Here is a 26,252-nt window from a genome sequence, read left to right as displayed (position 1 = left end):
TGATATAGATGCTTACAAGGCAGATTAGTTGCACAATATTGACAACACCATTCTACTGGGATAGAATAAATACAAATATTCTATTGCAATAGAACCGAAGGCGCGCCGTACCCTGGAGGCACTATGTGTTAAACCGTACATTTCCCGGGCAATCAGAGGTCTGGTCGGTCTTGTACACCATTCTCTCATTCGGCTCAAGCCTGATTGGCAGGCTAGCTGCCCCGATCTTTATGTACTGTATCGTGCTGGGATTCATACATACCCGTAATGTGCATAGATACATAGCAAGATTACTGGGCTTTGCGCTGATATCTCAGCTCCCTTATATGCTGCTGTTCGGTGTGACTGTACCCCGGATATATGGGATGGAGCCTGACCCTTGGGGAGAACCTCTTAACATCCTGTTCATCTTGTGCTTAGGGCTGTTCACCCTATGGATCTATAAATATCTGTGCAGATTTCACGTGTCATGGGGGCTGCTCGCTGTGGCAGGATTAGTTGCCTTAGGCTGGCTGCTGCTGGTTGAGGGAGGGAAAGGCGATGTTCTGATTATTTTCCTGTTATATATACTGAGAAGCTTGCCAAGAAGGCATCGGGTGGTTCATGCCACTATGAGCGTAAAATATTCATAAAGGGAAGAGGAGTGTGCAGAAATGGCTGTGAAGCTGTTCGATTCTGAACTGAAGGTCATGCAGATATTATGGGAATTCGGGGAAACAACAGCGAAGCGGATCGCAGAAATCCTGAAGCAGGAGACTGGCTGGAGCAAGACTACCACATACACCGTCATCAAGAAATGCATTGAGAAAGAGGCCATTCAGCGCGTAGATCCCCAGTTCGTCTGCAAGCCGCTAATTACCCGAGAGCAGGCGCAGGCGCAGGAAACGTTGGAGCTGATTGATAAAATGTATGGCGGTGCTGCTGACAAGCTTGTCGCCTCTTTGCTGGACCGTAAGATGTTATCCGCAGAGGAAATCAGCCGTTTAAAGCAGCTGGTGGATCATTTGGAACAGGAGGAGAGTTAGATGGGCATCGGAGCTATGAGCGCTTCTGCTTCGCTGCTGATTGTTGCGGTTGCCGCAGTTCGCGCAATAGGACGCAACACCTTGCCGAAGTACACCTTTGTCATCCTCTGGGCCATTGTCCTGGTGCGGCTGCTGCTGCCTTACTCGCTTCCGCATCAGTTCAGCTTGTTCTCCCTTATCAGGTGGCCCAGCCCGGCTACCTTATAAGGGACCGGGGTGGGAATCATCACCGGAATAGGAGGATCGGGGGCTGCACTGCCAGTTGGTATCCACCGGCTGATTACCGGAATATGGCTGTGCGGAGTGATGTAACGCTAATTGTGGCTACAAGCATTGTCCCTTTGACTGAAGCGCGCTTCATTGAGACGCAGACCGTAACCAACAGCTCCTTCTTCTCAAGTGATACCTATACTGCACCAGGTACTAAGAAAGTCTTGCACGGCGAATCCTTTACTGACGAATCCTTTACTAATGAAATCGGACTCACCGAAGGAACTGATCTCACTTATATTCACCTATCCGGATCGTTGGAAGAATAACTACTGACTAGAAGCCGAGGCTTCATCACTCTTCACACAATCAATGGCAACCACAATCGCGATGATGATAGCCTCCAGCTCCTCATTGAGCACTTGCACACTGTAGCTGTCTCCCCAGGTGAACCACTTCTTGTTCACTTCCCCGACGACGGCCCCGCGCTGCAAAACCTGGAAATCCATGTCCCACCAGTTCCCGTGCACCTCAATATCCGCCGAATCTATCGAATAGCGCGCCTTGAAGAACGACAGCTCCTTCTTGATCGTCAATACCTCACGGCCATCCACTTCCACGAAGAACTTGGGCAGGAAGCTGAACACCTTCTTCGTAATCTGTGCAACTTCCCTTCCGCCGGCATTCATAACCGAGAAGGTCTTGGGAATCCGCATGAAGCTGCCCTCCACGTAATACACATCCTGCTCCCGCTCATCCTTCACCGTGAACTTCTCGCCTATGCTGAATACCTTTTGCTTGATGTAGAGCTGTTTCATGGTTGGTGTCCTCCAATCCTCATTAAATTTATTACCCTTAAACGGAGATATAACTCTAGCTTAACCCCATTTTGGCTAAGCTGCATGTGCCTTTTTTAACTAAATCGCAGCAATTTAATGGCACAAATCCTTGCTCTGACTCTGTAATCCCTTTAAGCACAAGCAAAAAACAGCATTGTCTCCGCTCCTCGTTTAGAGGAAGAGAGGAATGCTGCTTTTCATGTTCCCTGCAATAGCCGTGCTTTGAGTTTGCAACCGGACAGGCCGTTCCTTAATCGGCGGATCTACAGCCTTTGGAATCGGCCCGTCTCTCTTACACTTCAAACGCCACTGTAACCTCTGTTCCTTCACTTAGTGTGATTTGGATATATTTCCCCCGTGAATCCTGTAACACATCCGCCCTATCCCCGTTGATCCGGGCCTCTGTCCAAGGAAGTCCCGCGCTTAACCGGATGACGTTCTCATTCCTGTGGGAACGCAGTACCAGATGCACCGATTTGGCAGGAAGATTCCAGGTTAATGTCTTGACTTCAGCCCTGGTTCTTGCCATAAGCCCATGTATAGAACCCGTCAGCCAATCGGAAGGCAACGCTGGCAGGATCTCTATTTCACCTGTATTCGAGAATAACAGCGCTTCATTAATAGCTCCCACGGTACCGAATAAGGTATCCGTACAATAACAGTTGCATCTTCTGTTAGAATCATGATCTGTCATTAAGGAGCTGTAATAAGCCGCATCTCTCATCATGGGCAGAAGGGATGACAGTACTCCGTCACCATTTTTCAACCTGGCTTGCACCAGTGCCTTATGCATCCAGCCGTGCCCTGCTGTATCGTCGCCTGTATTCAACCGGTCTCTATTATCAATCGCTATCTTAGCTGCCCGTGTCAGCGCAGGATCGGTTTGTGTCTCATAAGCAGGCCATGCCGGATACAGATGACTCAAATGACGATGGTTGTTATTTTCTGTATATTCATTCATAGCCCATTCGCGCAAAGCACCATCGTAGTCATATTTATAATTCGGCAGCAGCTCAAGTAACGCCTTCCACTTAGCTATAGCTGCTTCATAACCCTCGCGTTTGACTTCCCCTTCCATTGCAATAACCATAGAGAGTCCATCTCGTGCAGCTGATATATCCATTGTGGCATTCGCCGTAATTGTGCTGTTATACCCAATAGGATGGTTTTCCGGAGAATATGCAGGAATAATCAAGTATTTCTCTCCCGGAACAAGCCGCACTTTCCCCTGCTGATAACAGGCCTTCCCGTTGATATCCGTGTAATATTCCGGTGTACAGATCTGCTCCCAAAAGTTGGCCTGCTTGGTAAGCAAGGGAAGCAGGATATCTGCTGCAAGATCCAGATAACCTTTGTCTAGCAGCTGGGTGAACTCCTCATCACTCATGCCTCCATCTTGTACACTCAGAATGGGCTGAAGCTCATGAATCCGCATCTTGTCATGAAGAGGTATCTGCTGATTACCGTAACATTGCCAATATTCATAGATGGGCAGAAGGCACCAGCTTGCCCCGGCATTCCAGTACTCAAACGGATAATCATTGTCATATTCGACATGCATGGCCCGGTCCCCGTCAGAGTTAACGGAGACCTGAATTGCATCGTGCATCCCGTATGCCATCCGCGCATTAGCTTCAAAGTCGGGAGTATTCCGGAGGAAAAATGTAATATACCCGAGCGCTGCGTGAGTTAAATGACCAGTATTCATGGCTGCCACCTGCAGATTCACATTGGCATCCAGCGTATAAATCCCCCGCCAGCCAGGATTCCACTCTCCGGTCCACATTCCATATAAGCGTGGAGCGCTTGCACCGCTGCAGCAGATCATGGCATACCGCCCCTGATTGTATACCTGCTCCATAAACGCATGATTAACCCTTACCGGGGTTGATTGTTGCTCAGCGATTAAGGTCTGGTTGTCCGAATTCTTGTGAGGTGCATCGCCTTCAATACGGAAGCTCACTGCATTAAATTCTGCGGAATGCTTCATAGTGTGAGCAGCCAGGGCCGCTTCATAATCTAAATGACCATCCGCCGCTGAATATTTTTGAACAACAGCATGGGTCCCTTCAAAGAGCTCGTCTACAATATTGTAGTGAGCCATTGCACCAAACTCTTCGATTCTTCCTATAGTATGTGTTCTGCATGAGCGCGTAATTAGATACACAGCATCAGCGTCCTTAATCTGGATTGCCGGGTTGGCCTCTTGACCAACGTTCACTGCTTCATGGTTGTCCGGCATCAGTATTCTCTTTTTGGTGCCGTTCACAACAACAACCTGAGTCAAGCCGGCGTATCCCCCGTAAGCCAGTTCACTTCCCGCATAAAAAGGATAATGTACAACCTGGGCGAGAACGCCGGCATTTGCGTCCACCAGCTTTTTATATTGCAGTCCGTTCAGCTCGTTATGACCTTCGTTCGCTCCGCTCATCGCGGATATATCATCAATGGAGAGGGTTATATTTACTTTAGCACCTGTAGAAGAAGCTGTAATCCGGGTAATAGAGACATTATCCTCACGAGAAGTAAAGGATGTACGGACCCACTCCCCATTCTCATCGCTGTACCGCACCCCTGTCTCCGCAGTTTCATAATTCGTCCATCGCTGATACCCGCTTAAGCTGCCGTGGGAGGGTATATTGAACCGGAGCTGATGCCCCGGATGGTAGCTGTAATAAAAGGTTCTGATCCGGGTAGATCCGTCAGCATCTGTAATCTTCCATTTATCGTTCTGCTTGTACACATTTTGCCTGGCGGCATCCAGTTGTCCTGTCAATTCTTGCGGAACCGCACGCGGGTCCCTGGAAGGATAATTAAACCACATATTCTGAAAAATAAAGCAGTCCGTATACGGCGAGCCTGAAGTAATATATCCGTTCTCCCCGTTTCCGCTAACCATACCTTCCCGCCATGCATTTCCGGGATGAACTGTTGAAACTTCTGTATAGGCATTTGCATAATTCCCCTTCGTATACATCCGTGCTGGTTCCGGTACAATCATCAATGGATCTCCTCCTGAGCGGTTTGGGCTAATGACTCACATTACATCGATATTCAGTAATAATTATATCAATGGAGGGTGAGATTCGTTATCCTTAGAGATGACAAGGAAGATCAATGAATGTCGCATTTTGACAAGGGGGAGCGTGCAGAAGAATGAACTTACCTGACATTAACATCGGTGATCTGGATATCAAGCTGACTCTGGGCACAATGGTATTGAACGTATTGTATGTCAAGTTCGGGTACTTCTATAAGGCTATGCCTGCACACAGCCACAGCCAGGGAAGCTATGAGCTGCATTACATTCCAACCGGACAGGGAACTCTGATTGCACAAGGCAACCGTTACCCTATCTCGCCTGGCATGCTCTTTGTAACCGGTCCGGATGTCGTTCACGAGCAGATTCCCGATCTGAAAGACCCCATGGCGGAATATTGCATCTTCTTTGAGATTTTGCCCGGAAATTCTGTTTCTCCGAATGTAAAACATCCCCACTTGAGCGAGCCGTCTCTCCCCGAACTGCTGGTAGCCAACCCCTTCTGGATTGGGCAAGAGGACGGTACAATGCTTGCCTTATTCGAGATGCTTGCCGAAGAACTCTCCCGCGGGCAAATCGGAGTCCATCAGATGGCGACCAACATTCTTGAGATGATTGTGATTTGCCTGTTAAGGCATTATAGAGGGAATTACACCACTATAGCGTCCCTTCCCCTGAAGACTCTCGATGATAGCAGACTGCTCATGATAGAGAACTGCTTTTTATATGATTACAACTCCATTACGCTACAACAGCTTGCCAATCAATTAGGCCTAAGCACCAGACAGACGGAACGAATGGTTCATAAGCAATATGGCATGTCCTTCAAAGATAAGAAGCAGCAAGCCCGGATGGGCGCCGCTTCAAGGCTTCTGCTCACAACACAATTATCTATTGGCGAGATCGCAGCACAAGCTGGTTTTGCCACCCCGGAACAATTCAGCAATGCGTTCAAAAAGTATTTCGGCGAAACCGCTACTCAACACAAAAAGAAGCGTTGAAACGAAGCCTGCTTCGTCTAATCCCGGATGGAGTAAAGGGGGGCTCCAATCATTTGCAGCTCAATCTGCTTCATCCGGTACAAGTAGCCCTCTTGTTCCATTAACTCCGCATACGAACCTGTTTCGATGACCCTGCCCTGCTCCATGACGATAATCCTGTCCATACCTTCCAGTCCGGTAAGCCGGTGGCAAATGAGCAGTAATGTATCTCCAGCGGACTGTTCGTAGAGGCGGGTTAACACGCGCCCTTCTGTTACATAATCCAGCGAAGAGGTCGGTTCATCCAGCAGCCATAACCGCCCTTTGCGGAGCATCACCCGTGCCAGAGCCAGACGCTGCTTCTCGCCGTCGGACAGGTTCTCTCCTTTTTCGAATACAACATCGGTTAATGCCATATCCGGCAATTGGGCCTTAGCCAGAGCTTCTAACAATGCTTCGTCAGACTGTTCTTCTCCATTCAGCAGCAGGTTATCACGGACCGTTCCACGGAAAAAATGACTTTGCTGTAATACGACATTAGACGCTGCCCAAAGGCCTGTCTCATCCAGCTCTTCTACCGAAATGCCGTTAAAACGTATATCCCCGGATACAGGCGAGCGCAGCTTGAGCAGCAGATCGATCAGGGTTGATTTGCCGGAACCGCTCGGTCCGACCACTGCCGTTCTGGAGCCTGCCGGGAGCAGTAGCGACACCTCTGTCAGCGCAGGCCGCCACTCCTCTTCATATTGGAACGTGACACCGGACAGCTCTACCGAAACAGGCTCTCCCGCCGCCAGGGTGCGGCCCGGCTGCACAGGTAAATTACCGGCAGTCAATACGGTATCAGTCAGCCTTTTGGCCGCGTGCTCGCTGTCTTGCTTATAAGCAGGTAAAGTAGCCATGGCCGCGGCTTCTTCGAACACCGTCTGTGAAGCCATGACAAGCATCGCTAGAAATACTCCGGCCAGCGCACCTTCCACAATTAGATAGGCCCCTAACGTCAGTACACTCCAGGAAATAAAAAAGGTCACAAAAGTGTGCATCGCCTGTCCGCGCAGAAGATGGCTTGCTGCACGCTGCTGCTCTGCTGTCAGTGCTGCCGAAGCCGCCTGGAGCTGCTGTTCCCGCTGCGGCAATTGCCCGTACACCTTCAGATCACGGAAGCCGTACAAGACCTCGGTGACTTCCGTTGACAGCAGCGCCCGCTGCTTACGGACGCGGCCGTGTATCGACCGCTGACCCAGCAGTACGATTCCCGGTACCACCCATGCGGTCAGCAGCATTCCTGTTACAAACAGGCAGGCCATCCAGAATGAATAAGAGGCACTAAACACCATGGTTGCCAGAAAGACCGTGATGACGATAACCGGCGGATAAGCGACACGCAAAAAATAATTCTGCAGGCTCTCTACATCCCCGACAATCCGCGCCAGCAGATCTCCGCTGCGGTTCTTGTTCAATATACCGGGCGTTAAAGGGATCAGCCTGGCAAAAAAGCCTGTGCGCAAACGGCTAAGCATGGAAAAAGTTGCCCTGTGCGAATAAAGGCGTTCTCCATAACGGCTCGCCGCCCGGAGCAGGCCCAGCAGCTTGACCAGCGCGGTAAGTACGATCAAGGTATAGAGCGGCGGCATGAAGACCGTCTGTGAAATCAGATACCCGCTCGCGGAGAAGAGAGCCACACCGGCTGCGCCCGCAATAAACCCTCCCAGAATCGATAAGAGAATATCCTTACGCTCCGCTATCATAGCCTTGGACAAAATCGCCAGTTCGTTCATGCTGACCCTCCTTTTCGCTGAATATCAACCATCTCGGCATATTGAGGCACACGTTCAAGGAGCTCGTCGTGAGGTCCTGCCGCCGCCAATACTCCATGCTCCATAAACAAAATGTGATCCGCTTGCCGGATCGTATATAACCGGTGCGCGACTGTGATCATCGTTGCCTTTCGAGCCAGCTCGGTTATGGAGCTTTGCAGGATTTGTTCGGTCTGCAAGTCGAGGCCTACCGTAGGCTCATCGAACAAGATCAGGGCCGGACGTTTCAAGAATGCCCGCGCTAAAGCAAGACGCTGCTTTTCCCCTCCCGACAGTCCCCTGCCGCCCTCCCCAACATGGGTGTCCAGTCCCTGTTCCAGACCGGCAACCAGCGGTGCAAGTCCCGCATCCTCTGCGGCCTGCCTGATTTCTTCTCTGGAGACCTTGCGTCCGGCACCGATTGCGATATTGTCAGCGAATGTGCCGGCAAAAATATAGGGGTGCTGCGTAATGTAGCTCATCTGCTCAAACCATGAATCTTCCTCCCACCCCGTCAGCGGGCTTCCGTCCACCCTCACTGTCCCTGATACCGGCTTCAAAAGCCCGGCAATGAGATGGAGCAAGGTTGTTTTGCCCGAGCCGCTGTGGCCGACGATGGCAACATGCTGTCCTGGTTCTATGGATACGGGCCCAGCCTTAAGCTCAAATGAACCGGGTGCATAATGAAAATGCACATCATCCAGCGCAATGGATGGCGGCATCCGTAGCAGCTTGGCTGAGGACTGCCCGCCCCCTTCCGGCTGTGTGCCGGTGCCGCCGCTTATATCCGCAAGCATCTGCTCCACCTTACGGACCGCCCCCATACTGGTCCGCCCGCTGTGAAAAGCGGTTCCAGTATTCTTGAGCAGGTTAAAGAACTCGGGAACAAGCAGCAGAACAAGAAAGGCCGTGTGGAACGGCATCGATTTGAATACGAGCAGTTGAATAGCCAATTCAAGAGCAACAATCCCGATACCCAGCATGACGATGGATTCCAGCATAAACGTATTCGTAAAGGCAACCTTCAGAATATCCATGGTCGCATCACGGTAACCCAGGCTGCTGCGCTCAATCTGCTGCTGCTGGCGGCGGGATTGTCCAAATATTTTCAAGGTCACCAGCCCTTGAAGCGAATCCAGGAAGGTGCCGGAGAATTCTGCAAGCTGCTCATACTTTTCTTCGGATTTATTCTTCGTTTGCATTCCCACCAGAATCATAAACAAAGGGATGAACGGTGCCGTAAACAGCAGAATGAAGCCGGTATTCGCATGTAAAATAAACGTAACGGCCAGAATCAGAACCGGGATGATCGCTGCTTCGGCCATCCGCGGCATATAGTGACTGAAATAGCTGTCCGCCTCGTCCACTGCATCCAGCGCCACACTGACCTTTCCCCCCGTCTGACCCCGCAGTGTTGAGGGTATGGACGCATGGGTAAGCTTCTGCAGCACGGCTGAACGCATATTTGCCTTAGCGTCGGCAGCCATAGTTAGGCCTACTCTTCCGTTTGCGTATACCAGTAAGGTGCGGATCGCCATCACTGACAGCAGAAGCGCGAGCAGCAGAGCAACCGAGGATAAGGAAGCCCTCTCCACGAACACCCGCTGGACCGCTTCCGCCAGCAGCCCGGCCTGACTTACAATCGCAATGCCGAGCAGGAGCGACAGGAGGGTCAGTATAACAAGTCGTTTTCGTTGCCCAGACATTTGCTCAGCGATCAGGCTTGTTGTCTTGTTCATTTATTTCTTTCCTTTCACATAATCTGCGTCAAAGAGGAACAGCTTGAACACCAGAATCAAGGAAGGAATCAGCAAGCACATACCGCCGATGAACACAATGACCAGCGCCAGGCCCATGGCCGGTGAAGTGATGCTGTTCCCGATCGTTATGAACGGGTCCAGAATATAAGGATACTGCCCGATCCCATAAGCGAAGAAGGCGCATAGGAATTGCAGCATGATGCTTATGAACGCCAAGCCGTAACGGCGTCCGCTGTACAGCAGCCACATAGCAAGCATGAAGAAAGCAACGGACAGCGCAAGCAGCCACCATAAATCCATCATATTTTGAAAATGCCGCGCATTGTGCTGGCCCAAATAAATAAAGGCCGTCAGTGCGGTAATAATGGTCGGGGTGCTCCAGAACAGCGCATAAGTGCGCATCAGCTTCAGTGCATTATGATCCTCAGCCCGGGAAGCATAAAAGGTCAAAAAGGAGGCGCTGATGAACAACACAGATACAATCGCCAAGCCTACAATGCTCCAGGATAAGGGGTTCGTAAACAAGGCCCAGTAATCCAGAGACACGGTCTCTCCCTGCTTAAAGATAAAGCCGCCTTCCGACAGGGTAAGCGCCACGGACAAGGAAGCGGGAATCAGCAGGCCCGAAGCGCCGTACAGAAACAGATATACGATGTTATTTTTGGAGCCGTAATTCTCAAATGCATAGAACGAACCGCGGATCGCAATGAGGATAACGGCAATACTTCCCGGAACTAGCAGCGCCGATCCGTAATAATAAGCGGTATCCGGGAAGAAGCCGACAAGTCCAATGTAAAAAAAGACGAAAAAGACATTGGTAATCTCCCAGACAGGCGATAAGTAGCGGGAGATCAAACGATTGATCAGATGATCCTGCTTCGTCAGGCGGGCATAAAAGGCAAAGAACCCGGCTCCAAAATCAATAGAGGCCACAATTAAATAGCCGTATAAAAACAGCCAGAGCACTGAAATTCCAATCAGCTCGTAACTCATTCTATGTGCTCACCCTTTCCTGTTGATTTGTCGCCGGGATGCTGATTCCACTTCTCCATCTCGGTTTCTGCCGGATTGTCTTTGAACATGCGCCGCAGCACAAGAACACATACAGTTCCCAACAGGATGTACAGCAACAGGAATACAAAAAACAGGATTCTCACGCTCGGGGATGTCGTAGCCCCCTCCTCTACACGCATGTATCCCCTTAAGATCCAGGGCTGCCGACCAATTTCAGCGTAAAACCAGCCTAGCTCGACTCCTACAAAAGCAAGCGGTGCACCTAACGCGATAGCGCGAAGCAGCCATTTGTTATGCTCATTGCGTTTCTTCCAGAATACAAACAGGAAATACAAGAATGAAATGCCTAATAATGCGAACCCTACACCGACCATCAGATCGAACAAATAATGAACCAGGAGCGGCGGCCGCTCATCCGCAGGGAATTCATTCAGACCTGTCACTTCTGCATTGAAATCTCCAAAGGCGAGGAAGCTGAGAAATTTGGGAATGTGAAGTGCGCCCAGAACCTCATGCTCTGCGTTAAGCCACCCCAACAGAACCAGATCTGCTCCGCTTTCCGTTTCAAAATGCCACTCTGCCGCAGCCAGCTTCTCCGGCTGATGCTCAGCCAAAAATTTCGCGGACACATCTCCAGCAAGTAGGTTCAGAAGTCCAAACACCATGACCACGGCCATCATCAGCTTCAGCGCTTTTTTATGGTATTCCGAGGCGCCCTTCCTCAGGAGTGCAAATGCGGCAATACCTGCCAGCAGTGCGGCTCCGGTCAGATAGGCTGAGCTTAAGACATGGAACACCTTGGAGAATGTCGCTGTATTCAGCATCGCCTCCACCGGATTCACTGCTGTGAATTGCCCTCCCGCCATGGCGAAGCCCTCGGGCTGATTCATGAACCCGTTTACAGTTGTGATAAAAACAGCGGACATCCCGGCACCGGCAACAATTGGGATCGTAAGGAGCCAGTGGATATATGGCTTTTTGAAGCGGTCCCAGGTATAGAGGTAAATGCCCAGGAAGATCGCCTCAAAAAAGAAAGCAAACACTTCCATAAATAACGGGAGCGCAATCACGTTACCGGCCAGCTTCATGAAATTCGGCCAGACCAAGGCTAGCTGAAGCGAAATCGCCGTACCTGTCACCACGCCCACGGCCACAGAAATGACAAACCCGCGGGCCCATCTCTTTGCCATAAGCGTGTAGTGAGCGTCTTTTGTACGAATGCCCATGAATTCAGCAATGGCGATCATTAGCGGAACCCCAACGCCAATTGTTGCGAAAATAACATGGAACCCCAGTGTCAAGCCTGTCACCAGTCTGCTCCACAGCACGGTATCAATGCCCATTACGTTAGTGCCTCCTTATAAAAGCTGTTAGATATTTTGAATTATTATATCTTTAATTTTAAGTAAATCGGTTCCGGTCACCTTTTTGCCTTTAAACGTTCATGAAAGGATCAACTCTTTTTAACATCTTGGTGAATACTCCTGAAACTACTCTTTCGGGCTATTGTTTGATAGGAAGTTACATGCTATGGACTGTTTCATATTCCGCCTTTGTCCATTTCATGTATAATGGGCAATACCATGTTGATGATTGAGGGAGATTGTAATGCCAAACCGGAGATGGACCATCGCTTTGGTCCTGATTGTATCCATGTTCGTGGGACTGCTGCTGCAATTCAGCAGTTCGTTCATTCAGATTCACACTCTCGTAAAGCCTTTGCAGACGCAGCCCGCTTCAGGTAGTGACCCGGTCCACATCGTATTGATTGCACAGGAGCTGGACAATTATTCCTGGCGGGCGATTGAGCAAGGGGCCAGGAAGGCGGCCTTGGCCTACGGCATGGAGCTGGAATATATCGGGCCAGACCGGATTAATCCTGAAGAGCAAATCCGTTTGCTGGATAAGGCTATCTCCGCCAAGGCCGATGCTATCCTGTTTCAAGGAATTGATAACGACGAATACCGCCGGTTAATCCGCAAAGCAGCCGGTCTAGGTATCCCGATGATTGCTGTGGACACGGACGAGCCCGGTTCTGAGCGGCTGGCCTATGTGGGCACCGACAACCTCGGCGCCGGCCGGCAAATGGGTGAATTGGTGGCCGAGGCTTCCGGGCAGCAGGGCAGCATCGGCGTCCTGATCAGCAACGAGCAAGCGGAGAATCAGCGCTTGCGGCTGAAGGGCTTCCGTTCGGTCATTGAGCAACACCCCGGACTTCACATCACTGAAATCGCAACTTCCGATATCTCGATGCTCCAGGCCGCTCAGGAAGCCCAGACCATGCTTGTCCGGTATCCGCATATGAACTATATGGTCGGGTTCAGCTCATCCGACGGATTGGGCATCCTGGATGCTGCACGGCGCGTAAGGCCGGGTGGGGTGCAGATCTTCGCTTTTGACGATAAAATCGAGACAGTTGAGGCCGTCCATGCAGGGAACATCAAGCTAACGATTGTTCAGCAGCCGGTAGAAATGGGTATTCAGGCGGTTCAGTTGCTGCACGGCTATTGGCAGGGGAGCAGCCCCCCATCTGTAACCTATACCGGTACCTATGTGTTGAAGGCCGACAGATCAGAGTCTGCACCTAGGGGGACAACACCATGACCATTCGCATGAAGCTGCTGATTTTCATTCCGCTACTCGTCGTACTCGCCAATTCCGTGGCTTACTTCGTGTTCCAGAGCGGGAAAATCGTACAGACCAGCTATGACGAAATGATGGAGCGGATTCTGCTGATTGAGAAAACGACAGAGTCGGCGGAAAGCAATCTCCACTTACTCTATGCTTACCTGGCCAACCCCGCGGAGACCTCAGAACTCCAGTCTGCCGGGAAGGAGCTGCTGGCGCTGCAGCATGAGATCAAGTCGTTGCCCAAGCTTAATTCTCCCACCCACATCTTCGATCCGGAAAGCTACCTCAACCTGGTGTCCACGTTGCTGGAACAGCAGCGCCTCTCCATGGCATCGGCCCAGCGCGGAGATCTGCAGTCTGCTGTCCAGTCTTATATGGAGACGGAGAAAATCGCCGGATTCATCCGCGAAGACGGCCAGCAGCTGGTTCATTCCGAGCTGGCCTTCTACCGCCCCATTATCGAAAGCATTCGTACAGAGAACGAACGGATGAATCAGCGCGGGACTGCTCTGTTCGTGATGAATACACTCATGAGCGTTCTATTGGCCGTCTGGGCTTCCCGCAGTATCACCGTTCCTGTCCGCAAGCTGGTGGAGATGGCGAAGCATATCGCCAAAGGGGACTTAGGGATCAAGCCGGAGCTGCAATGGCACAAGGAGGATGAGCTGGGCTTGCTGTCAAAGGCTATTCAGCAAATGTCTGCCGATCTTGGCGTGCTGATTGAGAAGGACAAAAAAAGCCTGGAAATGCAGCGGATCGTAAAGGAGCTGGAGCTTCAAGCCTTACAGAGCCAGATCAACCCTCATTTTCTGTTCAATACGCTAAATGTCCTCTCCAAGCTGGCCTTCCTGGAGGGCGCGGAGCAAACCAGCGATTTGACTATCTCTTTGTCCAATCTGCTGCGCTACAGCCTGCAGAAGCTGGACCAGCCCGTCACCCTCCAGGAGGAGTTGACGCATATCCGGGAATATGCCGCGATCCAGCAGACCCGGTTCCGGGACCGGATCGGGTTCGAGCTGGAGGCGGACCCCTCTGCTTTGCCGGTGAGGATTCCGGCATTAAGCCTCCAGCCTTTGCTCGAAAATGCTTTTCAGCACGGGGTGGCCAAGCTGGAGGACGGAGGACGGATCTCTCTCATCGTCCAGCGGAGGACGGAGGGCATCTGCATTATAGTAACGGATAACGGAGCCGGGATGACAGAGGAAACCCGGCTCTCGCTGCTGCGCCTCGAAGAAGACCGGGAAGATCAGGAAGTCAAAGCATCCACCGGCATCGGGACCCGCAATGTGTTCAGACGGCTCCAGCTTTTCTATAACCGGGATGATCTGATTGAAATATTCAGCAGTCCGGGACAAGGTACGACCATTCAAATTAAGATTCCTAATGTAGGGGAAGAAGGAGGGACTCCAAATGTACCGGTTATTGATCGTGGATGATGAACCGATTGAACGCGAAGGTCTTGAATGTATGGTGAAGCGCTACCTGCCGGACACCTTTGAGTTCATCCATGCCGCAAACGGCCGGATGGCTATTGAATATGCAGAGAAATACCGGCCGCATATTGCCATAATGGACATTAACATGCCCGGCATCGGCGGGCTGGAGGCGTTACGCGAGATGAAAGAGCGGCTGCCCGGCACCCGCTTTATTGTTGTGACTGCTTATGATTATTTTGCGTATGCCCAGGAAGCGCTGTCGCTCGGGGCGAAGGAGTACATCTTAAAGCCGGCCAAACGGGAGCAGCTTATTGCTGTATTCCAACGGCTGGTCCGGGAGATTGAACAAGAGAGCGAGTCCAGAGCAAGGGAGCTGGATCTGCGTGACAAGGTCTCTCAGCTTCTGCCGGTTGCCGAGAATGAGCTGGCGCTGATGCTTATGCTGGACCACAGCGCCGATGCCAGCACCGGACAACTCGCTGATTGGCTGGGGATGTCTCTTAAGCAGGGGAGTGCGATCGTTATTGCCTATAGCGGTGAGGCTTACGCCCGGATGAAAAACAAGATTTACGACCATCTCCGCAGCTTCATCAAATCGCATGGACCCGGCTCAGTGGTCAGCCCCCTAATCGACCGGCACATGGCCATTTTTCTGCATCAGCCTGCAATCAGCGAACACGACTGGCGCCGGCAGACGAAACAGCTCTCGGAGCAGCTTACTCAGGTCAGCGAACAGACTCTTGGCCTGAAGGCTTCCATCGGAATCGGATCGCTGCACAGCGGAGCGGACGGATTCCGCACCTCCTATTACGAAGCCGTATTTGCCTCTACGCTGCCGGAGCGGACGGAGACGGTCTGCCATTTCGATGAGCTGAAGCAGCAGAATGTCCTGCTCCCCTCACCGGGCGCCGCAGATGGAAATGGTGCAGACGTTCAGCAATCCTACGTAGCCTCCGCCCTGCGCCAGATGCGTGAACAGCGCGAGGAACAGACGTTAAGCGTGCTGGACCGGGCCAAGCAATACATCATAGAGAACTTTACGGAGGACTTGTCACTGGAGGATGTCTCGGAAGTTGTCCATCTGAACCCTCATTATTTCAGTAAAATCTTCAAGCAGCAGTGTGGCGAGACGTTCATTGATTATGTCACCCGGCTGCGGATTGAGAAGGCCATTGCCTTAATACGCTCCACCCCTCTCTCCTTGAAGGAGATCTGCTTCGAGGTCGGCTACAAGGATCCGAACTATTTCAGCCGTGTGTTCAAAAAAATCACGGGTGTCTCTCCCACCTCATACAAGGATCAGTCTTAGCTGTTATGGATTATATTGAGATTACCAATCAAGATAATGCTAGACATTACCCTTCTTCTCTTCCCTGCTTCTGACAGCTTAAAATAGTGCGGGAACGTCCCGAATTAGTGAAGACGATTCCAGACCCCGCGCCGGAAGACGCGTGCTATACTTCTTTCTGAAGATCAAGAATCCTTTAAAGGATACGGTCTGCATAAAGAAGGGAATGGTACATGATGAACAAAGTATCGAGCAAATTTATATTTTTCTTCGGCTCGTTTGCAGGTATTCTATTTGGCTATGATATCGGCATTATTGCCGGTGCGGAAGGACATATTAAAAGCGATTTCAGCCTAAGCTCCCTCTGGATCGGTATCGTAGTCTCTTCGCTGATGGGGGGAGCGATTATCGGGTCGATTCTTAGCGGGTTGCTGGGGGATAAATTCGGCCGCCGGAAGCTGATTCTGATCTCTTCCCTGATCTTCTTCATTGGTGCCATCGGCTCCGCCGTTGCGCCGGACGAAACGACTCTGACTGTGGCCCGGATCTTCCTGGGGATTGCGGTCGGTACAGCTTCTTCCCTGGTTCCCGCCTATATGTCTGAGATTGCTCCAGCTCACATGCGCGGCAAGCTCTCCGGTTTAAACCAGTTGATGATTGTCATTGGTATGCTGCTTAGCTATATTGTGGCCTTCCTCTTTGAACCGGTTCCGGGTAGCTGGCGCTTAATGCTGGGCAGCGCCGCCTTGTTCGCCATTATTCTATTCCTGGGTATGCTAAAGCTGCCGGAATCACCAAGATACTTGATTAAGAACGGCATGAGCGGCAAAGCCCGTGAAGTTCTAAGTGCGCTGCGCACTTCCAAGGATGAGATCAATGCCGAAATTGCCGAGATCGAGGGTGTTGCCGATCATGAACAATCCGGAATCTCTCAGCTCTTCCACTCCAAGTTCCGCATGGCTTTAGTCATCGGGGTCGGCATGGCCACCTTCCAGCAGATCCAAGGCGCCAACTCGATTGTGTACTATGCCACAAGCATTGCCCGCAACGTCGGCTTATCTCCGCGGCTGGCTGCCGGATTCACCGTCATCGTGGGAGTAATTTTCGTGTTAACGACGATCCTCTTCCTGCAGTTTGTGGATAGATTCAACCGCCGGACCATCCTCACTGTGGGCAGTGCGGGGATGGCGCTGTCCTTCTTCACGCCGGCTCTGCTCGGCGGATTCGGAGTCGAAGCAAGCGTACTCAATTGGGTGACCTTAATCGCGCTTTGCAGCTTCATCCTGTGTTATGCCTTTTCTTGGGCGCCGCTTACCTGGATTATCGTCGGGGAGATCTTCCCGCTCTCTGTACGCGGCATTGGCGGCGGCATCTCCTCCGCCTTCAACTGGACGGGTTCGCTGGCTGTGGGTCTGATCTTCCCTATTCTTGCTGACCAGTTCAGCTTCGGAGTCATCTTCTCGGCCTTTGGCTTCATCTGTGTCCTGGGTCTCCTCTTCGTCCGCTTCGTGGTCATTGAGACCAAAGGCCGCACCCTGGAGCAGATCGAGACTGAGATGGCCCTTCATTCGGAACAAAAACAGCTGAAGCATCGGCTGCAAACAGAAGTTTAAAGAGTTTAGCAATACAGGCTGACCAAATCGACGGGTGTTACTCCGGCACTTGGTCAGCCTTTTTTTGCTGAGCTTATTATTGGATGCCCGCCACTCCAAAGGTGCTATTAATGGCTTTTTCATAACTACCCCAATCAAAATGAAATGGACCGATATTTACTTTTGTGATTTCCCATCTATTAATAGATCGGCATACTTGATATTTTTTTGATGCTCCTCCAGAGCATGATAATCCGAGCGGCTTGCTGGCTTTGCCTCTATGGTATCGAGAGATTGATAGTGAGTAAGAGCCCAAACCGTTACAAGGTATGGGCTCTATAATTTTTGCTAAACATACCACTGCTCTTGGGTTGTATATAACCTTGTATACTCGCCATCTCTCTGGATCAGCTCGCTGTGGCTGCCGACTTCGACGATCTCACCGGCCTTCATCACTACAATTCTGTCCACATGCCGGCACAGGCCTGTGCGGTGTGAGACGATAATTGCAGTCTTGCCCTGAGCTACCGTAAGGAAATTCATCAGGATTTGATGCTCAATCAGCGGATCCAAAGCGCTAGTCGGTTCATCCATCACGATAAGCTCACTATTCTTGAATAATCCTCTGGCGATAGAGAGCTTCTGCCATTGTCCGCCTGAAAGCTCTACCCCATCGAATTCTCTCCCCAGTGTACGATCGAGCCCTGCGGGGTCAATATCCAGTTCAACCATTTCCAGCACATCCAAGATATCACGGTCAGCATCAGACCTGCCCAGATCCGAAATACAAATATTCTCTCTTAGCGTAAGGGAATATCTCATGAAATCCTGAGGAATGATAGAGATCATTTGGAAGAGAGCCTCCTGATTAAGCTCCGCTAGCGCTTCTCCATCATAAGTAACGGTTCCGCGCTGAACGGGGTATAACCCCAAAATTAACTTGGAGAGTGTCGTTTTCCCGCTTCCATTTTCTCCTATAATCACTATCTTCTCACCTTTATGAATTTCCAGATCGACTCCTTTAATCGTTTTGTCACCTGCATTGGGATAAGTAAATTCAAGCTGCTCCAGTCTTATGCTTTCGGTAAGACTTTCTTTTTGCACTGATCCGTTACGCTCTTCAGGTAAGTCCAAAAAAGCATAATAATCCTTGGCGAAGGCTATTTTCTCAGGAAGGCTGCCCAAATCCATTAAGAATTTCTTCGTTTCATTCTGCACAGATAAGAAAGCCCCAACGCTTGCTCCGAACAAGCCTATGTTAATCTTGCCGGATATGGTTAGGACCAGTGCGAGAACGACACTCGCCGTATAACCAATGACACGAATCGTATCGCAGAAGAGTAAGGATAATGCATCCTTTTTACTGAATTCCCATAACTCCTTATTGATCTCAACTCTTGTTTCTTTGAATTGCTCTCTTAAGTACTGGTCGAACCCCATGGTTCGCATTTCTTTCACTGCTGTCTTATCATTGAACATTTCCCAAAGATAATCCCTATAGCGGACTCGTTTGGTTTGTCTCTTCTTGAGCGCATAGAAGTCCTTACCACGCAGCCTTCTGGCAATAAAGTAGGGCATGACTGTCAACAAAGACAACAGAATAAACAGCAGATTGTAGCTGGCCAGCACAGACACCAATGAGATAATGCTAATAGCGCTGGTAACAAATACGGCGGAGGACATATAGATTTGACTAAGAACCTCACGGTTCACACAATCCATTGCCCGGGTCTTAATGTTCATGGTCTCAGAGTCCTCATATTGAATCAGCGGTAACCGGGAGCTCTTGTGGGCTATAGCCTGTTTGTGATAGTCTGTGCATCGTTCATAGACTCCGGCATTGATCGTGATATTAGAGATGAACTGAAGAATCTGCTTCAATACATAGCCTGCCAGCAGAACTCCCCCGTAGACAAAAAGAGACTCCGCCTCCGTCCTGCCCTGTGTGTAAGCGAAAATTTCATTAAAAAGTCTGGCTGATACAATCGTTATAAATACCGGGAAAATGCCCTCAAGCAAATAATACAGCGGGGACAAAATCCCTGACCAGGGAGCCGCTTTCAATGTTTGCTTGTATACTCTGAGCACAATCACCAGCGGTGTGTATTTATCCTTCATGATCATCACTGTCCCTATACCAAGAGCTTTGCTTGCTCCATAGATTTGCATACATACCCTTCTGACTAATTAAGTGTTCGTGAGTTCCGTCTTCTGTAATAGCACCGTCTTGGAGCACTAAGATACGGTCAGAGAATCTGGCGCTCGCCAAACGGTGAGAGATAAATAAGCAACCCTTCTCACCCATCATATCTCTAAAAGTTGCGTACAATTCACTTTCAGCCACCGGATCTAATGCCGCTGTCGGTTCATCCATAATCATGAAAGGGCAATCTGTTAAATAGGCACGGGCCATGGCAATCTTCTGCCATTGTCCTCCGGACAGATCTATACCGTTCTCCGCAATCTTCCCTAAATTTGTATCCAAATCAGACAAAAACCCATCCGGTGCTGCCTTAGTCAGAGCGCCTCTGAGGTCATTGTCATGTCCTATTTTGGCTATGTTACCAAAAGCAATATTCTCACGAAGAGTCAATGAATACTTGCCGTAATCCTGAAAGATAATCCCGATGCTGTTTCTCAGGTTTTCTTGACTAATCTGGTTCAAAGGTACACCATATATCAATATTTCTCCGCGATCTGGAACATATAGCTTTACTAGCAGCTTCACAATTGTCGATTTACCGGCCCCATTCCCGCCAACCAAAGCAATATGCTCATGCTGATTAATGGTGAAGGAGACCTTCTTCAGCACCTGCTCTGTTGTCCTTGGATAGGTAAAACAGACATCTCTAAATTCTATGAATGGATACGGTTCAGAGTTTACAGATGCCGGTTGCTCGGATTCAGTTGTAATTTGCCGCTCTGGAAGCTGCATGAACCTTTCATAATGCATAATCTCCATACAACGATGAGACAACCGGGAGAACAGCAATGACAGATCATCTGCAATTCCCAGAATACTGCCGGATGCTCCAATCAAAGAAACGAACAGCCCGACTGAAATCCGCCGCTCCATGACTCCATGAATCAGCTCAAAGATCACCAGTCCTATCCACATCAGAAGTAAGAAGCTGCTGGCAGCAAAATAGCGATGAGACTTTATCGTAGTCATCAACCGCTCTTTCAGCACCTTTTCCGATTTTTGTTTCCATTTACTCTGTATGTATCCAACCGCACCAAATACCTTGAGTTCAAAGAGGGGCCTTTTGTCACTTAGCAGTCCCCCCAAGTAGGATAGTTCACGCTCATCCCGGGATTGGCTGGTGAACAGTCCGTTCATCATTTCCATGGCTTTGAAGTTCAGTACCACCATTAGTGTGAAAATAACCAGGAAGGCCACAGTGAACCAGCCCGATACCTGTAAAAAAATAGCCATCAAGCTCACTAAGCTGACCAGCTGCGAAATCATCGTTAAGGTCTGGATCAGCACCTCCAGAATCTTCTCATCCGGGTGATTACCCATTTTGTTCAAATGATCCTGTACCTTCGAATCCTCGTAACAGGAGTACTCCATCCGGTTAAATTTCTCCACAATCTCTTCCATAAAATTCTGGTTCAGCTTACTCCTTAAGCGTAGGGTAATCATGCTGTCCATGAAGGTACTATTCGCTGTGAAGAGCAAGGTGCCCACCAAGGCTGCTCCCCATTGGACAAGCTGATTCAGCGGAACACCATTATTGATATAACCTTGTAAAGAATCAATCAGATGCTGTGTTATGTATAGCGTCAGCGGAGTGGTCAGAGCAAGCAGCAGGATCTGTAAGAACTTCAAGATGATCAGATAGGGAGCATATTTGTATAAAATAGCAATCGATTTTATGGCTTGCTTGAGCATAATTTCATCCATTCTCTCCTTCATTTCCCGCAAACGGTGATCTGTCCTTGATTCAGGTAGATGACCTTATCTGCGTGTTCACACGCATACTTGCGGTGCGTAATCAATATGACAATCTGCTGCCGGTCATGGGCGCGTTGCTGTAAGGCTTGTACAATGTTCTCCTCAGATTGTGCGTCAAGTGCGGATGAGACCTCGTCTAATAAAAGAATGGGGGCATGACTAAGCAAGGCTCTCGCCAATGCAATTCTTTGCTTTTGTCCTCCCGACAGGTTCTGGCCCCTCTCCAGTACTGGACTCTGAAGCTTCCCGGGCAAGGACATCATATATTCAATGATATCGGCCTCCCTGGCCGCTTGGAATATCCCTCATCACTGGCTCCCGGGCGGCCCAGACGGATATTGTCTTCAATCGTTCCTGCAAAAAGAAACGGCTCCTGCGGAACATAAGCCATCCTGCTGCGAATCCGCTCCACATTCCATTCGCCTGCGCAAGCATCAGGCAAACAGATTTCCCCGGTCGGACTTTGCTGAAACTGGAGGAGCAACTCCATTATCGTGCTTTTCCCGCTCCCGCTGCTTCCAACCAGACACACAAAACTACCCGGATCGATTCTGAAAGATATATTGTGCAAGAGCTGCTGCGGTTCCAGTTCAGAATCTATCATCACCGGCCCCCTTCGCCCATAGCCGAAGCTGACATTCTCAAATGCTAGATAAGCTTCGGAACGGACAAGCTCTATTCTGCCTTTCATCTCCTCCGGTTCATAGTCGAACAGCTCGAAGAAACGTCTGGTTCCTGACAGAGATGTCTTCAGTTGATGCAGCGTTCCTCCCATACTGGCAAAGCTTGAGGTTACCCCATGCTGAAGCTGGGTCACTGCAATCAATGTAGCCAGGGGGAGCATACCCCTATACACAAGAACTGCTCCAACCATATATATGCCAATATTACTCAGGGATGCAATTGCATAATTCATACCATCGAAGGCAGAGAGTTTTTTGCCCAATTCATAGGAGTGGTGAATATAGGTTTCATTCTGTGCATTCAGCTTCTGCTGGAAGATTCCCTTAAGCCGGAAGAGTGCAATTACTTCTCTGCCGCCTATCCCTTGAACAATGATATCCAATAGTCTAGCCTGGCTCTCCTGTACATGATTGCTTCCCTGAGAGAGTCGTTTGCTCAAGTGACTATTGATGTAAGTTGAGAGCATTCCCCAGCCAATGATTCCAATTGCCAGCTTCCAATTCAGAACCCACAGGGCAATAATCGAACCCATGCCATAAAAAATCGTAGATAACAACGCACTAAGATGATCTGTGTACACCCGCTCTACCTGGTCTAAATCATGGGTTAGCCGTGAAATGAATTCACCTTGCCGGTGGTCATTATAGGATTTAACGGGCAAGGAAAGCAAATGCTCGTACGCCTGATTGCGGTAGATTTCCATCACTCTCTTCACTGACCTCATGCCAAGAAAGCGAAACAGAGGGTGAAGAACGCAAGTCACGCTAAGGCTAAGGATAAAAAGCACAAACGAACCCCACAGCTCGCCCGGTTCATTTTTAGTTACCGCAGCAAATAAATCCATGTAGACAAAGGCCAGAACCAGATTCAGCCCTACTCCGATAGCATTCTCAACAATGAGGCAGAGCAGATAGGGTATGGAATAGGCCTTCATTCTACATAGCAAGCTGGCTAATGCACGGATGGAAGAATCTGCTCTCAACGGACCGCCACCTCACCTTCCGCATCCAAAAGCTGTCCCCGATCCAGAATAACCAGCTGATCCGCAGCCTTGATCGTTGCCAGCCGGTGGGAGACGATGATAATCATATGCTCCCGCTTATATGTATTTAGGAAATCTATTAATTCCTGCTCAGCCACAGCATCCAAAGCAGAGGTTGGCTCATCCATAATCAGCACTGGAGCGTTCTTCAACAATGCGCGGGCGATGGATATCCGCTGCCGTTGCCCTCCAGATAACGCCTCGCCAGAGACTACAGTGTCATAGCCCTCCGGCCATTCATGGACAAATCGATGCACACCTGCTGCCGTAGCTGCTTCCATGACTTCCTCGCGCGTGGCATCCAGCCGCCCGTAGCCAATATTGTCCAGAATCGAGACCGGAAAGATATAAGGCTCTTGCGGAACGAATGCAATTAACGGGGCTACCGAATGGAAGCCTACCTGACGAAGATCATGCCCGAATAGTGTAATGGTGCCTTCTAAGGGTCTATCATAACCACAGATCAGCTTGACTAATGTACTCTTCCCGCTGCCGCTTCTCCCCGCAATGACAGTGATTCCAGGGGAGTCCGCCTTGAAGCTAATATTAGATAACACTACCTTGTCTTTATAGACGTAGGATACCTTGTCACAGGATAGTGTACCTTCGCGGCCCTGAAGCTCCACATATTCTCCTTCCACTTCATTCTCTTCATACAGCTCTGCGATCCGGGACAGCACTCCTCCCAGACGTCTGGCACTCGACACCATCCCCGGCAACAGGGATAGCGGACGGACCAGATAATTCAGGAGCTGAAGGAAGCTTACTAATTCACCCACATTCATCTGCTGCTTCTGCGTAAAGTACCCGCCAATAAGTACACATAGGGCATAGGGGAACGCACTGATTACAATTTGCACAGGAATTAGAGCAGATAGTTTCCGTTCCAGAGTGAGCTCCTTTAACCGGACACTCCGGGTTTGCCCCTGAAATTTGTCAATAAACCAACGGTTCTGCTGATACCCCTTGATCGTCTTCATCCCTCGCCGGGTTTCGTTCAGTATGGAGGTGAGTCCAGCCGTCTGATCAGATAACTGTCTAGACACCGAAGAAATGGAGGTGACCGTTCTATGAGACAGCCATAACGAGACAGGCACAATCAGCAGAGATACCACCAGGAGCTTCCAGCTTATACATAGCATAAAAATGATGGCCCCTAGTAGACGGACAGGCTGGTAGATGAACTGGTGAAGCTCCTGTCTGATGAACTGTTCCACCACCATAATATTACTGGATAATGTCGTAATCAGATCCCCCGCTGCTTTATCTTTCGACGAGTTATAGGGATGGCTGATCAACCGGCCGAATCCATCCACACGCAGATCACGGGCAATCAGCAGACTCGACTGGTTCGCGGCATTTTGATTCCAATATTTGAACAGAATACCCGCGCCGAGAAGAAGAACATATCCCCAGAGACTCGCGTATACCCACGCTCCGCCATCCGCATGCACCGCACTTGCACCATTAATGATCTGCATCAGCAAATACGGCAACGCTAGCTCCGTACAGCCAATAAGCACATTAAGCCCAAAGACCCACACAAATGATCTTAGATATGGCTTACAAAAGCGAATAAGAACCTTCATTCCCTATCTCCTTCATGCATTTCCCAAAATATAACTATAATTCAGGAAATCTACAACCTGTTGGATTATAGGGATTGACAATTTGTTGATGCGATAATAACATAAGTTACATAACAGTTGTTATTTTTTATTTTAGTTGAAGGAGTTGAGAAAAATACCGCCAAAAGCAGAAATTACTCGGGAACAGGTCTCCCTTACAGCATTTGAACTAACCCGCCAAGCCGGATTCGAGGTGCTGACAGCCAGAAATATCGCGGTAAAGCTAAAATGTTCTACTCAACCTGTCTACCGATTGTACAAAAGTATGGAAGAGGTCAAGGAAGACGTATACAAACGTACTGTTGATTTCGCATTAAATGAGATCAAACAATACAGCAATGAGAAGAATGAACCTGCAATGAACCTGGCAGTAGGTTGTTTATTTTTTGCTCAAGCAGAGAAGCATCTGTTCCGATTGTTATTTTTATCTGAGTACAGCAGTGACTACACCAAGTATAATGATGACCTGCTTAATGAAGAGATTTATCAGGCATTTCTCCAGTTAGATCCTCAGCTATGCACGATGAGCACAATAAAAACCCGGGAAATGTTCAAGAAGCTTTCGGCATATTGGCTCGGAATTGGAGTTATGATCCATATGAACTCGCAGGAACTAACCATTGACGACGCGATAGTCATGCTTGAGGAAATGTATTATGTATTGAAATGTAGTGTACTTTCCAAAAAATAATTACCGAAGAGGAGAACCATGATTACATTTCTGACTCATTATTATAGACAGGGTGATACACCATTCCGCAGCCTATCCGCATTAAGTGATTCTGATGCAATTCAAGTTATGGAGTCTTTATATGTGGATAACCCGGTTGCCGATAGATTCAAGGAACCTGCTCAATATTTACATAATAGACGGCAAGCTGAACAATGGGTAAGGAGTGAATTTATAGCACAAGGGGGAAATCCCCAAGAAAATTATCCACTCTATGCAGTGCTGGGCTACTCTCAATGGATGGAAGATCACTTGTCTGCCCTTGAATTAAGCAGAATCCGTGTTCCGCTCAGTGTTTTTTCGCACCAGGATATAAGCTTCACTTATCCCGATAGCATGGTTACCTATTGGCTGGGGGCAGATAAGGAATCTGCTCATTATCAATTACAGTATCATGGGAGAATCTTTACTCTCTCTGACTTAGATAGGTTAGAGGATATTTACGGTGCACCAGAGGATAAAGGCAGAACTGCACTTTGGGAAGGTATGGGGCCTTATATTGAATACATTGAAGCTCAAATCTGGAATCCACAGCCCCTTTACGATTACTTAAATTCATCGATTCAACATTTTTAAATTTTGCTGAATAAAGAGGCATA

At 49.5% G+C, this 26,252-nt stretch carries 21 protein-coding genes; 10 read left to right on the top strand and 11 right to left on the bottom strand.

Annotated features, from left to right (window positions below; translation table 11 throughout):
- Nucleotides 1-125 precede the first annotated feature (125 nt).
- From MKZ07_RS02525 to MKZ07_RS02515, 3 genes are read left to right on the top strand one after another with little or no spacing between them, the layout of a single operon-like run.
- The gene (locus tag MKZ07_RS02525; RefSeq protein WP_051493320.1) at nt 126-632 is read left to right on the top strand and encodes a TraX family protein; all 507 of its coding nucleotides are present in this window, start codon (nt 126-128) and stop codon (nt 630-632) included.
- A 21-nt stretch (nt 633-653) separates the two neighbouring features.
- Complete coding sequence (locus tag MKZ07_RS02520; protein ID WP_036693488.1) at nt 654-1,025, top strand: BlaI/MecI/CopY family transcriptional regulator; 372 nt, start codon at nt 654-656, stop codon at nt 1,023-1,025.
- Entirely contained in the window at nt 1,026-1,232 is a 207-nt protein-coding gene (locus MKZ07_RS02515) for a hypothetical protein (protein WP_036693490.1), read from the top strand.
- 332 nt (nt 1,233-1,564) lie between these two features.
- Here the strand turns inward: MKZ07_RS02515 and MKZ07_RS02510 are convergent, their stop codons facing one another.
- The gene (locus MKZ07_RS02510; RefSeq protein ID WP_036693493.1) at nt 1,565-2,053 is read right to left on the bottom strand and encodes an LURP-one-related/scramblase family protein; all 489 of its coding nucleotides are present in this window, start codon (nt 2,051-2,053) and stop codon (nt 1,565-1,567) included.
- A gap of 313 nt (nt 2,054-2,366) precedes the next feature.
- Nucleotides 2,367-5,075 carry a glycosyl hydrolase family 95 catalytic domain-containing protein gene (locus MKZ07_RS02505; protein ID WP_036693494.1) on the bottom strand — a complete coding sequence of 903 codons (2,709 nt, stop codon included), beginning with the start codon at nt 5,073-5,075 and terminating at the stop codon, nt 2,367-2,369.
- A gap of 155 nt (nt 5,076-5,230) precedes the next feature.
- Here MKZ07_RS02505 and MKZ07_RS02500 point away from each other — a divergent pair, with 155 nt between their 5' ends.
- Nucleotides 5,231-6,115 carry an AraC family transcriptional regulator gene (locus MKZ07_RS02500; RefSeq protein WP_036693496.1) on the top strand — a complete coding sequence of 295 codons (885 nt, stop codon included), beginning with the start codon at nt 5,231-5,233 and terminating at the stop codon, nt 6,113-6,115.
- A gap of 17 nt (nt 6,116-6,132) precedes the next feature.
- Here MKZ07_RS02500 and cydC read toward each other — a convergent pair whose 3' ends face one another.
- Genes cydC through MKZ07_RS02480 form a run of 4 tightly spaced genes read right to left on the bottom strand, consistent with a single transcriptional unit; the run spans nt 6,133 to nt 12,007 of the window.
- A complete protein-coding gene (gene cydC, locus MKZ07_RS02495; RefSeq protein WP_036693497.1) occupies nt 6,133-7,872 on the bottom strand; it encodes a thiol reductant ABC exporter subunit CydC in 1,740 nt (579 codons plus the stop codon).
- Entirely contained in the window at nt 7,869-9,629 is a 1,761-nt protein-coding gene (gene cydD, locus MKZ07_RS02490) for a thiol reductant ABC exporter subunit CydD (RefSeq protein ID WP_341024306.1), read from the bottom strand. The genes cydC and cydD overlap by 4 nt, the downstream gene beginning before the upstream one ends.
- A complete protein-coding gene (locus MKZ07_RS02485; RefSeq protein ID WP_036693500.1) occupies nt 9,630-10,643 on the bottom strand; it encodes a cytochrome d ubiquinol oxidase subunit II in 1,014 nt (337 codons plus the stop codon).
- Complete coding sequence (locus MKZ07_RS02480; protein ID WP_036693502.1) at nt 10,640-12,007, bottom strand: cytochrome ubiquinol oxidase subunit I; 1,368 nt, start codon at nt 12,005-12,007, stop codon at nt 10,640-10,642. Before MKZ07_RS02480 ends, MKZ07_RS02485 begins: the two co-directional genes overlap by 4 nt.
- Before the next feature lie 265 nt (nt 12,008-12,272).
- Here MKZ07_RS02480 and MKZ07_RS02475 point away from each other — a divergent pair, with 265 nt between their 5' ends.
- The 4 genes from MKZ07_RS02475 (at nt 12,273) to MKZ07_RS02460 (ending at nt 17,632) form a co-directional block, all read left to right on the top strand.
- Nucleotides 12,273-13,268 (top strand): substrate-binding domain-containing protein, encoded by a 996-nt coding sequence (locus tag MKZ07_RS02475; RefSeq protein ID WP_036693503.1) that lies wholly within the window; start codon nt 12,273-12,275, stop codon nt 13,266-13,268.
- The gene (locus MKZ07_RS02470) at nt 13,265-14,731 is read left to right on the top strand and encodes a sensor histidine kinase (RefSeq protein ID WP_036693505.1); all 1,467 of its coding nucleotides are present in this window, start codon (nt 13,265-13,267) and stop codon (nt 14,729-14,731) included. The genes MKZ07_RS02475 and MKZ07_RS02470 overlap by 4 nt, the downstream gene beginning before the upstream one ends.
- Complete coding sequence (locus MKZ07_RS02465) at nt 14,706-16,040, top strand: response regulator transcription factor (RefSeq protein ID WP_036693508.1); 1,335 nt, start codon at nt 14,706-14,708, stop codon at nt 16,038-16,040. Before MKZ07_RS02470 ends, MKZ07_RS02465 begins: the two co-directional genes overlap by 26 nt.
- A 212-nt stretch (nt 16,041-16,252) precedes the next feature.
- A complete protein-coding gene (locus MKZ07_RS02460; protein WP_036693509.1) occupies nt 16,253-17,632 on the top strand; it encodes a sugar porter family MFS transporter in 1,380 nt (459 codons plus the stop codon).
- A gap of 327 nt (nt 17,633-17,959) precedes the next feature.
- On the opposite strand, the gene MKZ07_RS02455 is transcribed toward MKZ07_RS02460, so the two are convergent.
- From MKZ07_RS02455 to MKZ07_RS02440, 5 genes are read right to left on the bottom strand one after another with little or no spacing between them, the layout of a single operon-like run.
- The gene (locus MKZ07_RS02455; protein WP_084648859.1) at nt 17,960-19,780 is read right to left on the bottom strand and encodes an ABC transporter ATP-binding protein; all 1,821 of its coding nucleotides are present in this window, start codon (nt 19,778-19,780) and stop codon (nt 17,960-17,962) included.
- A complete protein-coding gene (locus MKZ07_RS02450; RefSeq protein ID WP_051493321.1) occupies nt 19,719-21,518 on the bottom strand; it encodes an ABC transporter ATP-binding protein in 1,800 nt (599 codons plus the stop codon). The genes MKZ07_RS02455 and MKZ07_RS02450 overlap by 62 nt, the downstream gene beginning before the upstream one ends.
- A gap of 8 nt (nt 21,519-21,526) precedes the next feature.
- Nucleotides 21,527-21,829 (bottom strand): ATP-binding cassette domain-containing protein, encoded by a 303-nt coding sequence (locus MKZ07_RS33510; RefSeq protein ID WP_445670299.1) that lies wholly within the window; start codon nt 21,827-21,829, stop codon nt 21,527-21,529.
- Nucleotides 21,829-23,235: an ABC transporter ATP-binding protein gene (locus tag MKZ07_RS02445; RefSeq protein WP_341024297.1), complete on the bottom strand. Its 1,407-nt coding sequence runs from the start codon at nt 23,233-23,235 to the stop codon at nt 21,829-21,831. Before MKZ07_RS02445 ends, MKZ07_RS33510 begins: the two co-directional genes overlap by 1 nt.
- Nucleotides 23,232-24,884 (bottom strand): ABC transporter ATP-binding protein, encoded by a 1,653-nt coding sequence (locus MKZ07_RS02440; RefSeq protein ID WP_341024296.1) that lies wholly within the window; start codon nt 24,882-24,884, stop codon nt 23,232-23,234. The genes MKZ07_RS02445 and MKZ07_RS02440 overlap by 4 nt, the downstream gene beginning before the upstream one ends.
- Before the next feature lie 145 nt (nt 24,885-25,029).
- Between MKZ07_RS02440 and MKZ07_RS02435 the strand changes: the two genes are divergently transcribed.
- Together MKZ07_RS02435 and MKZ07_RS02430 are read left to right on the top strand one after the other, a co-directional pair.
- Nucleotides 25,030-25,614, top strand: coding sequence for a TetR/AcrR family transcriptional regulator (locus tag MKZ07_RS02435; RefSeq protein WP_341024293.1), 585 nt, complete (start codon nt 25,030-25,032; stop codon nt 25,612-25,614).
- 18 nt (nt 25,615-25,632) lie between these two features.
- Nucleotides 25,633-26,229: a hypothetical protein gene (locus MKZ07_RS02430; protein WP_036693513.1), complete on the top strand. Its 597-nt coding sequence runs from the start codon at nt 25,633-25,635 to the stop codon at nt 26,227-26,229.
- The last annotated feature ends 23 nt before the right edge of the window (nt 26,230-26,252 follow it).

This window comes from Paenibacillus sp. FSL P4-0338 (genome assembly GCF_038002365.1).
Lineage (GTDB): Bacteria > Bacillota > Bacilli > Paenibacillales > Paenibacillaceae > Paenibacillus_AQ.
The sequence above is the reverse complement of the archived record's forward strand: the minus strand, read 5'-3'. Positions and strand labels throughout refer to the sequence as shown.